At 30.3% G+C, this 15,972-nt stretch carries 15 protein-coding genes; 10 read left to right on the top strand and 5 right to left on the bottom strand.

Annotated features, from left to right (window positions below; all coding sequences use genetic code 11):
* On the top strand, positions 1-783 hold the full coding sequence (locus EAH69_RS11285; RefSeq protein ID WP_121935313.1) for a M48 family metalloprotease: 783 nt from the start codon (positions 1-3) through the stop codon (positions 781-783).
* A 3-nt stretch (positions 784-786) separates the two neighbouring features.
* A complete protein-coding gene (locus EAH69_RS11280; RefSeq protein ID WP_121935312.1) occupies positions 787-1,194 on the top strand; it encodes a hypothetical protein in 408 nt (135 codons plus the stop codon).
* Here EAH69_RS11280 and EAH69_RS11275 read toward each other — a convergent pair.
* A complete protein-coding gene (locus EAH69_RS11275) occupies positions 1,191-1,592 on the bottom strand; it encodes a thiol-disulfide oxidoreductase DCC family protein (RefSeq protein WP_121935311.1) in 402 nt (133 codons plus the stop codon). The genes EAH69_RS11280 and EAH69_RS11275 overlap by 4 nt on opposite strands.
* Before the next feature lie 74 nt (positions 1,593-1,666).
* On the opposite strand from EAH69_RS11275, the gene EAH69_RS11270 reads away from it, so the two are divergent.
* Both EAH69_RS11270 and EAH69_RS11265 read left to right on the top strand, forming a co-directional pair.
* A complete protein-coding gene (locus tag EAH69_RS11270) occupies positions 1,667-3,049 on the top strand; it encodes an HTTM domain-containing protein (RefSeq protein ID WP_121935310.1) in 1,383 nt (460 codons plus the stop codon).
* Positions 3,050-3,083: 34 nt separating this feature from the next.
* A complete protein-coding gene (locus EAH69_RS11265; protein WP_121935309.1) occupies positions 3,084-3,605 on the top strand; it encodes a DUF2314 domain-containing protein in 522 nt (173 codons plus the stop codon).
* Between the two features lie 30 nt (positions 3,606-3,635).
* Here EAH69_RS11265 and EAH69_RS11260 read toward each other — a convergent pair whose 3' ends face one another.
* Positions 3,636-3,941 (bottom strand): hypothetical protein, encoded by a 306-nt coding sequence (locus tag EAH69_RS11260; RefSeq protein ID WP_121935308.1) that lies wholly within the window; start codon positions 3,939-3,941, stop codon positions 3,636-3,638.
* Positions 3,942-4,122: 181 nt separating this feature from the next.
* On the bottom strand, positions 4,123-6,255 hold the full coding sequence (locus tag EAH69_RS11255) for a Tex family protein (RefSeq protein WP_121935307.1): 2,133 nt from the start codon (positions 6,253-6,255) through the stop codon (positions 4,123-4,125).
* A gap of 341 nt (positions 6,256-6,596) precedes the next feature.
* Between EAH69_RS11255 and EAH69_RS11250 the strand changes: the two genes are divergently transcribed.
* Complete coding sequence (locus EAH69_RS11250; RefSeq protein WP_121935306.1) at positions 6,597-7,016, top strand: acyl-CoA thioesterase; 420 nt, start codon at positions 6,597-6,599, stop codon at positions 7,014-7,016.
* A gap of 47 nt (positions 7,017-7,063) precedes the next feature.
* A complete protein-coding gene (locus EAH69_RS11245) occupies positions 7,064-8,269 on the top strand; it encodes an RsmB/NOP family class I SAM-dependent RNA methyltransferase (protein ID WP_121935305.1) in 1,206 nt (401 codons plus the stop codon).
* A gap of 40 nt (positions 8,270-8,309) precedes the next feature.
* Here EAH69_RS11245 and EAH69_RS11240 read toward each other — a convergent pair whose 3' ends face one another.
* Complete coding sequence (locus EAH69_RS11240; protein ID WP_121935304.1) at positions 8,310-10,547, bottom strand: OmpA family protein; 2,238 nt, start codon at positions 10,545-10,547, stop codon at positions 8,310-8,312.
* 104 nt (positions 10,548-10,651) lie between these two features.
* Between EAH69_RS11240 and EAH69_RS11235 the strand changes: the two genes are divergently transcribed.
* The 4 genes from EAH69_RS11235 (at position 10,652) to EAH69_RS11220 (ending at position 15,450) form a co-directional block, all read left to right on the top strand.
* Entirely contained in the window at positions 10,652-11,518 is an 867-nt protein-coding gene (locus EAH69_RS11235; RefSeq protein ID WP_121935303.1) for a cupin-like domain-containing protein, read from the top strand.
* A 164-nt stretch (positions 11,519-11,682) separates the two neighbouring features.
* Entirely contained in the window at positions 11,683-13,005 is a 1,323-nt protein-coding gene (locus EAH69_RS11230; protein WP_121935302.1) for a Na+/H+ antiporter NhaC family protein, read from the top strand.
* A 63-nt stretch (positions 13,006-13,068) separates the two neighbouring features.
* Positions 13,069-14,262 (top strand): tRNA 2-thiouridine(34) synthase MnmA, encoded by a 1,194-nt coding sequence (mnmA, locus tag EAH69_RS11225; protein ID WP_121935301.1) that lies wholly within the window; start codon positions 13,069-13,071, stop codon positions 14,260-14,262.
* Between the two features lie 144 nt (positions 14,263-14,406).
* Complete coding sequence (locus EAH69_RS11220) at positions 14,407-15,450, top strand: alpha/beta hydrolase (RefSeq protein WP_121935300.1); 1,044 nt, start codon at positions 14,407-14,409, stop codon at positions 15,448-15,450.
* 29 nt (positions 15,451-15,479) lie between these two features.
* Here EAH69_RS11220 and EAH69_RS11215 read toward each other — a convergent pair whose 3' ends face one another.
* The gene (locus EAH69_RS11215) at positions 15,480-15,971 is read right to left on the bottom strand and encodes a metallophosphoesterase family protein (RefSeq protein ID WP_121935299.1); all 492 of its coding nucleotides are present in this window, start codon (positions 15,969-15,971) and stop codon (positions 15,480-15,482) included.
* Position 15,972 lies beyond the last annotated feature (1 nt).

Here is a 15,972-nt window from a genome sequence, read left to right as displayed (position 1 = left end):
ATGCAAAAAGGCGGTTCATCATCAATAAAATTTCTTGTAGCAGCTGCTATCGTTATTTTTTCTGTTGTTAAATATTTCGCTAGCTCGGAAGTAAACGAGATAACTGGAGAAAAACAATATATTTCTCTATCAAAAGAGCAAGAAGTAGCGATGGGAATAAATTCTGCTCCACAAATGGCGCAAGAATTTGGTGGATTGTCTCAAAATTCTCAATATCAACAATTGGTAAAATCCATTGGCGAGAAAATAGTAAAAACAAGTGATGCAGGGAAAACACAGTATCCATTTCAGTTTTATGTATTGGCTGATCAACGTACTGTAAATGCTTTTGCTTTACCTGGTGGACCAATTTTTATCACTGAAGCTTTATTGACTCGCTTACAAAATGAAGATCAATTAGCAGGAGTATTAGGTCATGAAATTGGGCATGTAATTGCTCGTCATAGTGCTGAACAAATGTCGAAACAAGAATTAACGCAAGGAATTGCTGGTGCGGCAGGTGTTGCAGCTGGCGATGTTAATTCTGCATACTACGCACAAGTTGTAGCCAATATGGTAAACATGAAATATGGTCGTGAAGATGAATTGGAATCTGACGATTTAGGTGTTCGTTTTATGATTCAGGCTGGTTACGATCCTACTGCATTAATTGGTGTAATGCATATTTTAGAAGAAGCGTCTGGAGGAAGTAATGTTCCGGAATATCAAAGTTCGCATCCATCTCCAGCAAATCGTCGTGCAAAAATAGAAGCTTCAATAGAAAAATATAAGAACAGTTTTTAGTTAATGAAAATTCATTTTTCAATTATAGAATTTCTTTACCTTGTAATTTTAATTACAAGTTATCTTTTTCTATATCATTCTACAGGTTTGGGATATGATGATGGTCTAGAATTTAGATATGTAACAGAGTTACATTCTTCAGGGAGTGATGATGATGCTTTTGCATTTTTAGCAGGAACGTCTGCTTTATTTTTCTTTCTAATAAGTATTTTCGTCAAAAGAAAATATTACGTTTTAGGAATTGCACTAATCTTTATTAATTTTTCATTTATAATTCCACAAATGGGAGATTATTTTACTACGATAGAAAACGGAAATTTTATATTACTTTTTTTAGTTTCAGCTGCTATTTTATTGAATATTTTATTCGTTAGAAGAGTGATTCTGTATATAAAGAATGCTCTATTTTAATTCAAAAACTTATTTTTTAATTCTTCAGTAGGAATCCAACAACTTTCTTGTTTTCCGAAAAACTTGTACCTATTTTTTGCAATTAAATCATATCCAAAATCTCTTAAAAATTGGGGTAGAATTAAAAAAAGATTGAAATACTTTATTGGTGATTGAAGTTCTTTTGCGATTCGCAAAGCAGCATCAGATTTTTGATAAATTTTATCCTCATCAATCAAAATAATCGAATCGAAATTTTCTTCGTTGAGGTTGTTTTCTTTCAATATTTTTTGTCCAAAATCTGATTGTAAAGAAGAAAAAAGAAATACGTTTTTTGTATCTCGTTCAATTATAAACTGAACGGAAGAATTACACAGATTACAAACGCCATCAAAAAGGATAATTTTCTTCGTTTTCATGGAATAAATATATTGAAAAGTATAACAATACACCTACTGTAAATTTATAAATTAGCGCAAAACAAAACATAAACATGTTTAGCGAATATTTATTTAGAAAAATTGATAATTCTCCGTTGGTGATTTTCCGAATCTTATTTGGATTATTGATTGTTGCAGAATGTTGGGGAGCAATTTTTACAGGTTGGGTAAATGCTAATTTAGTTGAACCTAAATTGACTTTCACATTTATTGGATTCGAGTGGTTAAATAACTTATTGGGTCCAAACATGATTTACTATTATGGAATAATGGGATTGTTAGGAATCTTTATTGCAATAGGTGGTTTATACAGATTTGCGATTATATCTTTTGCGATCATGTGGTCGTTAAGTTATTTTATGCAAAAAACGAGTTATAATAATCATTATTACTTGTTCATGCTAGTTTCGTGGATGATGACTATTATGCCTGCACATCAGTTTTTTTCAATAGATAGTTTAATATTTCCGAAATTAAAACGCTTAACTTGTAAAAATTGGGTTAGAGTATTATTTATCGCTCAGTTGTTTATCGTTTATACTTTTGCAGCTTTACAAAAGTTATATCCAGATTGGTTTAATGGTGTTTTTTTAAATCAACATTTTGTTAATTACGAATATATTTTAAGTAGCAAATACCAATTAAATGGTCTAGCACAAATCGTAGGAAGTTTAGAATTTTCGCAAGTAATCGCTTGGTTAGGTTTCTTTTTTGATTTATTAATTATTCCGGCAATGTTAGCGCCTCGTACAAGAGGTATAGCGATAAAATGTGCAATATTTTTTCACTTATTCAATTCAGTTATATTCGGAATCGGAATTTTCCCGTTCTTTTCATTAGCAATGATGATTTTCTTTTATGATCCAATTAAAGTACAAGAATTGTTCTTCAAAACGAAATCATTTATGATGGATCGTAATGATGAGGATGGGTTGATTAATACTCGTAGAATAGCCTTTTCTTATTTGGTAGTCTTTTATATTATTTGGCAAATATATTTGCCAGTGCGTCATTTACATATTCCTGGAAATGTTTTTTGGACAGAAGAAGGGCATCGACTTTCTTGGCGAATGATGTTAAGAAAAAAATCTGCTGATGTACATGTTTATGTTTCTATTCCAGACAAAAATGGAAAATATCAACCAAGAGAAAAAGTCAACTTATCAAATTATTTAACATATAAACAAGAAAAAAGATTTGCGATTTCTGCTGATATGATTTGGCAATTTGCTCAATTTGTTAAAGCAGATTACGATAAAAAGGGTATTAAAAACGTAAAGGTTTTTGTTGATAGTAAAGTTTCTATTAACGGAAGTAGTTATTATCAATACACGAATCCAGATGTTAATATTGCAGCCATGAAATGGAGTTATTTTGGACATCAGAATTGGTTAAAGAATAAACCTAAAGAACTAAATTTATCGTATCTTTATTAAAATACTTAACTTTATAAAAAATAAATTCCTTACTATGAAAAAAACACTTTTAGTATTGTTAGCAGGTTTTGCTTTAGTAGCTTGTGATAAAAAGAATATTGCAAAAGACGCATATAAAGGTTTAGAGAAACAAGAAAACGAATTAGCGCAATTAGATAGTATTACACAAGAGGCGAGACGTACTTTTGATGACTTTAAATTGGCTTTAGAAATGAAAGACTCTACAATGACTAATTTTATTGTTAAAGAAGAGTTTATTGTAAAAAATGGAGATCGTAGCCAACAAGAGCATTTATGGATTCGTGATGTGCATCAAGATGGAAATGTTTTAAAAGGTATAGTTGATAATCAACCACAAGTAACGAAAGAAGTAAAGTTAAACGATACAATCGTTATTGACGAGAAAAAGATTTCGGATTGGATGTTTTATAAGTTAGAACCAAACGATACTGTAGCACGTATGATTGGTGGTTACTCTGTAAAATACATGAGAAATCAATTGTCAGATGCTGAAAGAGTAGAGTTTGATAAACAATACAAAGTAAAATTTGACTAAATCATATTTTATTATAAAAGAAAAGCCACTTCAGTTTTGAAGTGGCTTTTTTGTGATATATGCTATTGTGTTGTACGAAGCTTCGTGATATTTTGGAACAAAAATATAGTAGGAGGTTGTGTCGTCTACATTTCGTTTTAATTCGATTTCATAATCTTTATCTAATTGAATTATAATTTCTTGATCAGTATTAGTTTTACTTCTGGAACTTTGAATTATATCATATGTTTTAAAATCAATTTGAAGATTAGATTTAGCTTCTATTTTTGAAATAAATTTGGCATAGACTTTTTTATCATAGACATCATAAACAACCATTCGTGCAAGAAAATTCATTAATAAAATTGAAAGAGGAATATAAAACCATTTGTTGGAAACATGTTTAATGAAGTTTTCAATTTTTTCTTCACTCGATTCATCATTATTAAGATTTGAATTAAATAGTAAATATCCAAATATAATAACGACAGTTATTACAAAAATAAAATTCTTAATATATAATCTAAAATCTCAATCATTAATCAATAAGTGACAATTGTATTTTTCTTTTTTCTGTGTCAATTCCAATTACAGTAACTTCAACTTGTTGTTGTAAATGTACTTTAGTTGAAACATCAGAAATAAATTCGTTACAAATTTTAGAAATATGTACCAATCCATTTTCCTTTAAACCTATATCAACAAAACAACCGAAGTTTGTAATGTTATTGATGATTCCAGGAACTTTCATGCCTAAACTCAAATCTTCAAATTTCTTTAATCGGCTATCAAAACTAAACACTTTGGCTGTCGAACGTGGATCTAAACCTGGTTTTTCTAACTCTTTTAAAATATCTTCTAAAGTCGGAATTCCAACTTCATCTGTAATATATTTAGTAATGTCAATTTTAGCGATTAACTCTTTGTTTAGTATCAAATCTTGTACATCAACTTTTAAATCTTTCGCCATCTTTTTGACAATAGAATAAGATTCTGGATGAACTGCTGAATTGTCTAATGGATTTTTTGCGTCTTTAATTCGTAAGAAAGCAGAAGCTTGCTGAAAAGCTTTTCCACCTAATCGAGGAACTTTTTTAAGTTCTTCACGACTTTCGAAAGGACCATTTTCAGTTCGATAAGTTACAATGTTTTCAGCTAATTTTTCTCCAATTCCAGAAACGTAATTCAGTAAATGTTTACTCGCAGTATTTAGATTTACACCAACTTTATTTACACAAGACGAAACCACTTCATCCAATTCGTTTTTCAATAAAGTTTGGTCTACATCATGCTGGTACTGACCAACTCCAATTGATTTTGGGTCAATTTTAACCAATTCAGCTAACGGATCTTGTAAACGTCTTCCTATAGAAACAGCACCACGAACGGTAACATCTTTATCTGGGAATTCTTCACGAGCAATTTTTGATGCAGAATAAACTGAAGCTCCAGCTTCATTTACTACAAAAACTTTTAAAGGTCTGTCAAAAGCAATATTTTGAACCAAGTTTTCAGTTTCGCGAGAGGCAGTTCCATTTCCGATTGAAATTGCTTCAATAGAATAGGCATTAACTAACGATTTTAATTTTTTAATTGCACCAGTTTTATCATTTTGTGGGGCGTGTGGATATATATTTTCATTGTGTAATAAATCTCCTTGTTCGTCTAGACAAACAATTTTACAACCTGATTTATATCCTGGGTCAATAGCTAAAATTCTTTTTTCTCCTAATGGTGGTGCCAACAATAATTGGTTCAGATTTTTAGAGAAAACATTAATAGAAGTGATATCTGCGTTTAATTTAGCCTCTTTTAAAACTTCATTTGATATAGAAGGAGATAATAATCGTTTATAACTATCTTTTATAGCTTCCTCTATTATCCAAGAAATTTCTGGCTGAAGCGATTTTACTAAAGTGTACTCTAAGAATTTAAAAGCATCTTTTTTGTCAATGTCTACAGATATTTTTAAAAATCCTTCACGTTCTCCACGTAACATAGCTAATAAACGATGCGATGCACATTTTTTTAAAGCTTCTTCATGCTCAAAATAATTAGAATATACTTTCGCATCTTCTTCATTAATTTTTGCTTTTACAACTTTGGATTGAATTGTCGCTTGTCGTCTAAACATTTCGCGTAAGCGATGACGAACATATTCATTTTCATTAATCCATTCTGCTATAATATGATTTACACCCTCTAAAGCATCTTCGTTAGTAGGAACTTCATCAGTAATATATCGACTAATTAACTCGTCTAAATCATTAATGTTATTTTGTTTCATTATGATTTTAGCCAAAGGTTCTAAACCTTTTTCTTTTGCAATTGTCGCTTTAGTTTTTTTCTTTTTCTTATATGGTAAGTAAATATCTTCCAATTGATTTGAATCAAAAGATTTATTGATTTTTGATTCAATTTCACTTGTTAATACATTTAATTCTTTTAATGTTTCAAGTATAAATTCTTTACGACTGATAATTTCTTCGTAATTAGATTTTAGTTTTTTAATTGTAGAAATTGCAACTTCATCTAAGTTTCCAGTCATTTCCTTGCGATATCTAGCAATAAAAGGAATAGAGAAATCTTCATTTAAACATTTGATAACGTTTAAAATAGATTTTTCAGAAACCGTTGGTAAAGAATTTTTAATAAAGTTAGTCAAATCCATATAGAAAAATTAAACGTGCAAAGTACAAATTTTTAAGAACTATTAATATGGAATGTCTTATAAATAGAGGTTTTTTTATGTTTTGATCAAATCATGAAATTAATACCTATATCTAGGTATTTATGAATTTTTGCTAAAAAATATTGAATTTTATTGTGTAAATATTTTGTAAATAGAATTTTACGTTATAAATTAGCAATAGGTAGTAGAGAGTAAGATTGATTTTTTTTAATGTTAAATTATGCTTGCGAGAGTAAGTTTAAAAATCAATTGGGTTTTAGTTGTAAAACTAAAACCCTTTCTTTTTTATAGTATATTTGAGATCTAAATTTTACACTAAAATGGCTCGAATAAAAATAAATCTACCTTCAGAATTTCTTTTCAATACAACAATTCCAGTACGAATAACAGATCTTAATTATGGCAATCATTTAGCTAATGATAAAGTTCTGTCTATTATCCATGAAGCAAGAGTTCAGTTTTTTAATCATTTTGGATGGAACGAAATGAATTTAGCAGGCGTTGGATCAATTATGGCAGATGTAGCAATAGAATATAAAAATCAGGCTTATTACAATGATCAGTTAGAAATTTCAATAACTGCAGGAGATTTTACAAGAGTTAGTTTCGATTTGTTTTATCAAATAACATGTGGAGATAAATTAATAGCTAAAGTAAAAACCGGTATTGTAACCTTCGATTATCATAAAAATAAAGTGGTAGAAGTACCAGAAGAAGTGAAAAAAGCATTTAAAAACTAAATTGATACAAACAAAACAATTTAGTCTTTGTAAATTTGCAGTGAATTATGAAGATTTTACCATACAAAAATTTGTTCATCGGGATTACCGGTACATTAAATAATATTTTCTTTGAAGGAAAATATGCTGATAAAGAAGTTGAACGTACTCTAAAGTCAAATAAACAGTGGGGAGCAAAAGATCGTGCATTTATTGCTGAAACAGTTTATGATTTAGTACGATGGAAGAGATTAGTAGAAGGTGCAATGGCAAGACCATTATCACCAGATACGTTATGGGAATTTGTAGGAACTTGGTTTGCCCTAGATCCTGAAGAAAAATTACCAATGTGGGAAGAATTCGCTCGTATTAACCACAAAGAAATTTTAAAAAGACACCATCAATCTGCTAAAAATCCAGCTGTAGCTGAATCTTATCCAGATTGGATGTTTGAAGTTGGAAAAGCTGAATTAGGTGATCGTTGGCTAGAAGAAGCTCAGGCGATGAATATTCCTGCACCAACTGTATTACGTGTTAATAGTTTAAAAACTGATCGTAAAGAATTACAGAAGTTATTAAAGCAACGTCAAATTAAAACAAAAGTTTTATCTAAATATCAAGATGCATTAGAATTAGAAGAGAAAACAAATATCTTTAGAACTGATGAATTCCAGAATGGATTTTTTGAAGTTCAGGATGCAGGTTCTCAGATGATTGCACCATTTTTACGTGTAGAGCCAGGTATGCGTGTTGTTGATGCGTGTGCTGGAGCTGGAGGAAAAACATTACACCTTGCTTCTTTAATGAATAATAAAGGGCAAATTATTGCAATGGATATCCACGAGTGGAAATTAAAAGAGCTAAAACGTCGTGCTTCTCGTAATGATGTTCAAAATGTTCAGACTAGATTAATTGAAGCAAAAACAATTAAAAAGATGGCAAATTCTGCTGATCGATTATTAATTGATGCGCCATGTTCTGGTTTTGGAGTTTTACGTCGTAACCCAGATGCGAAATGGAAATTAGATCAACCATTCTTAGATCGTATTAGAGAAACACAAGCAATGATCTTAAACGATTACGCCAAAATTATTAAAGTTGGTGGATTAATGGTTTATGCTACATGTTCTATTTTACCATCAGAAAATCAAGAGCAAGTTGAGAAATTCTTAGCGAATAACGAAAACTATAAATTAATTAACGATAAAACTTACTATCCTTCTGAAAACGGATACGATGGTTTCTATATGGCGTTAATTGAGCGTGTTTCTTAAGAATATACTTATAGATATAATAAAAGGATTGAGTGTAAGCTCAATCCTTTTTTATTTTAAATTCAACTCGTCTATTTTGTAAGTTTTTCCAAGCTTCACATTTTTCAGCTGGTCTACACGTGGGATGTTTCAATTCTGTATCGCCTTTTCCGATTATCGTAAATCGATTTTTATCTAAACCTTTAGAAGCAAAATATTCAACAACAGCTTTGGAACGATTAAGAGATAAATTCTTGTTGTATTCGCTATTTCCCATAGCATCTGTATGTCCTTCAACATAAAATTTAAGATGCGAATTAGCTTTCATACTCTTTACAATACGATCTAAAATTGGATAATCAATAGGTCGAATAAATGTTTGATCAAAATCAAATTCAATCGTTCTAATTAATTCATTCGAAAAATCTTGTACATACACATTTTTCGAGTTTCCTTCCAATTTTTCAACAGGACAACCTTTTGTTAATAGAGTTCCTTTTTCGTTAATACATTCGTCAAACCAATCAGCAATTCCGTCGCCATCTGTATCATAATCTTGATTGAAATTCGTAGTATCATTATTCTGAATCAAAACAGTGTAAGGAGTTGATAAATTGAATGACATACCAATCTTTTCAATTTCTTTTCTGTATCGGCCATCTTTTTGGCAAATTTCACCGCAACGATCTTCATCTTTCAATAAAAAATCAATTTTTTGTTTCGCCCAATAAAACTTAATAGCTTCAGTTAGATTAGAGGAATTTGAGTTTTTAATATCGAATTTCTGATTGTAGTTATCAATTCCATTTTTAGCTGTAATTTCTAATTGTTTTGGATAGACTTTTTTACAATCTTTCGAAACGAAATGAATCGGATTTGTTGATAAAAATCCATTGAAATTTTTCGGATATGTTTCTGAAAGATTTAATGTTTTAGACTGAACTTGTACATTTCGTAATAATGGTCTAAGAATTTGTTTTTGAAATTGAGAAATTTTAAAACCTAACTCATATTCGTTGTTAACTACCAATGGTTGCGTTCCTGTAGTTAATGAAAGAAAATTCATCGCGCGATAATCAATCGAATTTCCTATTCCTAAAATAAAAAATTGAGCTGATTTTAGGTGAGATTTAATCGAGAGATGTAAATTCTGATTAATATCTAAATCACCATCAGAAATAATTGTGATGATTCTGTTATGATTAGAATTTGCTTTAAAAGTCTGAATACGATCAATCGCTTCATTCAACTTTGTAGTACCTCTACCATATTCTTTGTCTATATAAATAATCGCTTTATCAACATTTTCTTTTGTGGCTTCTATAGAAGTTGGAGCAAAGTTTTCTTGATTCGTTCCATATAATACGATGTTGAATAATTCGTTTGTTTTTAATTGTTTCAAAGTTGAAGTCATCATTTTCTTGACTTCCGTAATAGGACGACCTTTCATCGAGCCTGAAGCATCTACAACAAAAATATATTCGCGCGGATAAATTACTTTTGAATCCTTAGGAGGCTGAACGATTCCTAAAATATAATCGCAACCATCTTCTGTAAAATGTTGTATGGCCGAATTAATCTGTTTGGCTTCGTAATTATATAAAATAGATTCTTTTTTTGTGGTATTCTTTTTTGTTGTCCAATTGAAATTAGAAGTTTTATTTATAGACGGATTTTGATCATTTATTAAAACAGCATTCAAAGGAATACTTCCTATAAAATTATAGGTTTGATAAGCTTTTGTTGGTAATCCAACTTGTTCGTTGATTCCTAAAGATGTGAATTGTTCAGTACGGATAGTTTTTATTTCAGGAATTTCAACTTGATAATCTAATGTTGAGGTTTCGATGATTTTAGAAACCTTAAGAGAAACTGTAATAATTTCTCCGGCTTTCACTTGATTCAGATTCAGAATTAAATTTTGTGTTTTAGTCTGATTATCGTACCCACTTTTTGATTTTAAGCTTTTAATTTCTTGTCTTACCGTTACAATAGGCTTTGCTGACAAATTTGATTCTTGATTATTATAATTTGCAGCCAAATGATACACGTTTTGCGAATGATGTTGCGGAACAATAAATCGTAAATCAACCGTTTCATTTGAAATATTTTTATAATAAAATGTATGTTGAATGTCGCCTAAAAAATGATTGAATTGATAGGTTGATTGAACAGAATCTGAGCTAATTTTAGCAATATCTTCGTTGTTTTTTACCTCTAAATAAGGGAAAGTAGATTGTGCGTGAGTAAGATGTAAATTTCCTAATAATAGAAAAATAAATTGGAGTAAAAACCGCATAAAAGTTAGCTATAGATTTTTTTATATATTTCGATTGACAAGAATAATTATAATAAGAAAATTTAACAAAAATCTTTATTAATTTTGTGCAAATTTTTAATAAAATGGGATTTAATTTCACTGAAGTTGAAAGAGTAGAAACGATTTCAGCAAAGGATTTCCAGAAATATTATGTAAAACCACAAAAGCCAGTAGTAATTGAACGGATTACAGAAGATTGGCCAGCGTATGAAAAATGGAATTTTGAATATATAAAGCAGGTTGCAGGTGATAAAATTGTACCATTGTACAACAATGATCCCGTAGATTATTCTAAGAAAGTTAACGAACCTGTTGCAAGAATGAAAATGTCTGAATATGTTGATCTTTTACATAATGGACCAACAGATTTACGTATTTTCTTATATAATTTAATGAGCCAAGTTCCTGAATTACAAAAAGATTATAAAATGCCTGATTTAGGTTTGAATTTATTCAAATCTATGCCTATGCTATTTTTTGGAGGAGCAGGTTCTAATGTTTTTATGCATTACGATATAGATTTAGCGAATATTTTACACTTCCATTTTGCAGGAGAAAAGAAATGTGTAATTGTTCCGCCACAAGATTCAAAATACATGTATAAAATTCCTTATTCGGTAATTTGTCGTGAGGATATTGATTTCGATAATCCTGATTTTGAGAAATGGCCAGCCCTAAAAAATATTAATCCTATGGTTGCTGATTTAAAGCATGGAGAAATGTTATATATGCCAGAAGGTTGGTGGCATTATATGAAATATATAACTCCAGGATTCTCTGTAAGTTTACGTTCATTAGCTCATAAACCAAAGAATTTTTCAGAAGCAATTTACAATATTTTTATCATGAGAAATATTGATAACGTAATGAGAAAGTTAAAAGGTCAAGCTTGGATTGATGAAAAGAATGAAAGAGCAATTATAGATACTAATAAATTAATTACTAAATAATTTAGTAAACACCGAAAAATTTTCAACAGAACGGAATATCATAACAGATATTCCGTTTTTTTTGTTTGATATACTTAATTAACATCATTACTAATATTTTAGCATTTTTAATTTCGTGCTAGAAATCTCATCTTTGTCGAAATTTTTTCGGTAAATAACACTTTATGAAAAGTAAAAAAGGAAATTTTTGGGCATTATTACCTTTAATCGCATTTATTTTAATTTATTTCACATCATCAGTAATTCTTAACGATTTTTACGCAGTTCCAGCTATTGTAGTTTTTATGGTTGCGTTAATAATTGCAATGGTTCAATTCCCTAAAGTTAGCTTTAATGCTAAAATTGAAGCGTTTTGTAAAGGCGCTGGTGAGGAAACAATTGTGTTGATGATTTTAATATTTCTTTTGGCTGGTGCTTTTGGTAGCTTGGGTTCAACTACTGGTGCGGTTGCTTCAACAGTTAATATGTTTGTTTCTTTTTTACCACCAGGTTTTATTGTAGTTGGATTCTTTTTAATTGCTTGTTTTATATCGGTTTCAATCGGGACTTCGGTTGGTACAATTGTTACTTTGGCACCAATTGCGGTAGAAATGGAAAAAATGATTCCGGGTTCTATGGCAATGTTGCTGGGAGCTGTTGTAGGAGGAGCTATGTTTGGTGATAATTTATCTTTTATTTCGGATACAACGATTGCTGCTACACGTACACAAGAGGTTGATATGAAGTCTAAGTTTAAAGCCAATTTTAAAATTGTTTTACCTGCGGCAATCTTCTCAATACTATTGTATTATTTTTTATCTCAGAATTTTAACGTTGTTAATATAGAAGGAAAGAATCTTGATTATGACTTATTAACTATTGTTCCATATTTATTAGTTTTTGGATTAGCAATAGGTGGAGTTAATGTTATCTGGTCTTTAATTATCGGAATTTTATCATTTTTAGCTATCGGAATTTTTTATCAATCTATACCATTTTTAGAATTAGTTACAAGTATTAATAACGGTTTTACAGGAATGTTTGAATTAAGTATTCTTTGTCTAATCATCGGTGGAGTTGTCGGAATCATTCGTTATAACGGAGGTTTAGAATACATTATTGAGAAATTAACGAAGAATATCAAATCAAAAAAACAAGCTGAGTTAAGTATTGCAGGTTTAATTGCATTAGCTGATGCGGCTTTGGCGAATAATACAATTGCAATTTTAATTGTTGGTCGTGTAGCAAAAGAAATCTCAAACGAACATGATTTAGAGCCAAAACGTGTGGCAAGTATTTTAGATACTGTTTCATGTTTTGTTCAAGGTGTAATACCTTATGGAGCACAGATTTTAGCAGCGGTAGCTGTAACTAAAATAGCTAAGGACAATACGTTTATGGTCTCGCCTTTAGACGTTATTTCTAATTTATATTATCCTTTTCTTACAGGTATTTGTGTGTTAATTTTTATTTTGTTTATTAATAAAAAATCATCAAAACCAATCTAATTGATTTATGATAAGACTGCATCGAATAATATTTTGTAATTTTGTAGTCTGAAAATTAATAGAATGAAAAGAGTTGTCGTAGGACTTTCTGGAGGAGTAGATTCAAGCGTTACAGCATACCTTTTAAAAGAACAAGGTTATGATGTGATTGGTTTATTTATGCGTAACTGGAACGATGCTTCGGTGACATTGGAAGATGAATGTCCATGGATCGAAGATAGTGCAGATGCTTTATTAATTGCTGAAAAGTTAGGTATTCCTTTTCAGGTAATTGATATGTCTGAATCGTATAAGGAGCGTATTGTTGACTATATGTTTAATGAATATAAGCAGGGTAGAACGCCAAATCCAGATGTTTTATGTAACCGCGAAATTAAATTCGATTTATTCTTAAAAACAGCTTTAGGATTAGGTGCAGATTATGTAGCTACAGGTCATTATGCTCGTAAATCAACTACTGTTGATGCGAATGGTAACGAAGTTTTTCAATTACTAAAAGGTGTTGATAATAATAAAGATCAATCGTATTTCTTGTGTCAATTATCACAAGAGCAATTATCTAAAGCATTATTCCCAATTGGTGAATTAGAAAAACCAGAAGTTCGTCGCATTGCGAAAGAACAAGGTTTAGTAACTGCAGATAAAAAAGATTCTCAAGGTTTATGTTTTATTGGAAAAGTAAGTTTACCAGAATTCTTACAGCAACAATTAAAAGCTAAAAAAGGAGAAATTATAGAAGTAGCTAAAGATTGGAAAGGTTTTGAAAGAGAAGTTCCGACTTTTAATAATAAATATGAAGCTTTAGATTTTGAAGCTCGTGGTTTTTCTTACACTAAAGATAGTGGCGAAGTTGTTGGTACACACCAAGGAGCGCACTATTTTACAAGAGGACAACGTAAAGGTCTTGGTGTAGGAGGAAAGGTAGAGCCTTTATTTGTGATTGATACAGATGTAAAAGAAAACATCATCTACACAGGACAAGGTGCTAATCATCCAGGATTATTAAAGAAAGCTTTATTTATCAAAGAAGAAGAAGTACACTGGGTTCGCGAAGATTTAGCTTTAAAAGAAGGAGAAACAATGGAAGTGATGGCGCGTATCCGTTACCGTCAACCATTACAAGTTGCAACTTTACACAAAGCAAAAGAAGGAATGTATGTTGAATTCTTAAATCCTCAATCTGCAATTACTGAAGGTCAATTCTGTGCATGGCATATTGGTGATGAATTAGCAGGTTCTGGAGTTATCAATTATTAATAAAAAGATTTTAATCAGATATATTTAACCGTTTGAAAATTATTTCAAGCGGTTTTTTATTATATGCTATTATCTTAAATTTGGGTTTGAAATTTGATGAGATTTAATTTTTTTTATTTTAAAATCAATAGTTAAACTAATCCTATGAATTTAAAAAACTTTATATATTTTACCTTACTTGCAGTATTCATTACATCATGTACAGTTTCTCATAATGTACCGACTTCTCAAGTTCCGAATAATTTTATTAATCCAAACATAACAAGTAGTTATGTAGATCAGAATGGTAATTTTTTTCCAAATCAATGGAAAACGAAGTACGGAACGCCACCAAAAAATGCAACTCGTAAAGAATATTCTTTGATGAAAATTGCAACAGAAAGTGGTTTTGAAGCTGATTTAACAAAATTTGAAACGACGCAATTAAAAGGATTTGCAGATCGCGTAAAAAATAAGAAACGCATCATCATCTTTGTACATGGTATCAATAACGATTATATGGCGAGTTTAACCAATTATAACAAAGCCAGAACGTATATGGATCTAAATCTGCAAAAAGATGAGGTGGTTAATTTCTATTGGGATGGTCTAAAGACATCGAGTATTTTCGGTGCAGCAAAAGTTTGGATTAGTGCAACTACAAATAGCCAATTAGCAGGAGAATTTGGATTAAGAAGAATTTTAAATTCGATTAAAAACAAAGAGATTTACATTATCTCTCATAGTAGAGGAGCTTCTGTTGTATTAAGTGCGTTAAAAAATCCAGTTTTATCTTCCACAGAAAAAAGAATTGCTGAAAAATTCCACCATTTAGATATTGTTGAAGATCAAGAATTGAAAGAAAATGGGAATAAAATATATAGTATAATGTTAGCGCCAGCAATTGGTGAAGACGACTTTAAAGATGATCAAGGTGTTTTTAAAGTTTTTACGCCACAGCTTAAAACAATACATTCTACGATTAATAAAACAGATTTTGTTTTAGGAAAAGGAAAAACAGGAATCTTATCGAAAAGATTAACATCGACAGATTTTGGTTTTGATCCAGAGACACAACAAAAAATAGCTTCGCAGTATAATTTATGCGATGCAACAGATTTTACAGGTCAAAAATCCCATGATTTCAAAGATTATATCAATAATCCTAAATTCAAGGAAATTCTAAAGAAATTCAAATTAGCGAAATAAATAAAAGCGACTCTTTGAGTCGCTTTTATTTATTTCTTAAATTCAATAACTTCTAAATTCTCTAATTTTCCATTACTTACTTCAAATCGAAGCATTGTTCTTACTTGATGAAAACCATGTTTACCAACCGCACCAGGATTTAGATGAATTAAACCTAATTGTTTGTCAGGAATAACTTTCAGAATATGCGAATGCCCACAGATAAAAACTTTAGGTGGATTTTCTGTAATTTCTTTCCTAATTTTCGGATTGTATTTCCCAGGATATCCACCAATATGTGTAATCCAAACATCTACACCTTCTATCGTAAATCGATTATTTAATGGGTAAACAGCTCTTACTGTTTGGTCATCAATGTTTCCATAGACAGCACGTACAGGTTTTATTTTTTCTAACTGATCCATTACATCAATATCCCCAATATCTCCAGCATGCCATATTTCGTCAGCTTGTTCGGCATATGCTATAATTCTGTCATCGATGTAAGAATGTGTGTCTGAAAGTAAAAGAATTTTCTTCAAA

This window comes from Faecalibacter macacae (assembly GCF_003687725.1).
Taxonomy (GTDB): Bacteria; Bacteroidota; Bacteroidia; order Flavobacteriales; family Weeksellaceae; genus Empedobacter; species Empedobacter macacae.
Note: the sequence above shows the minus strand (reverse complement) of the source record. Positions and strands in the feature narration are given on the sequence as shown.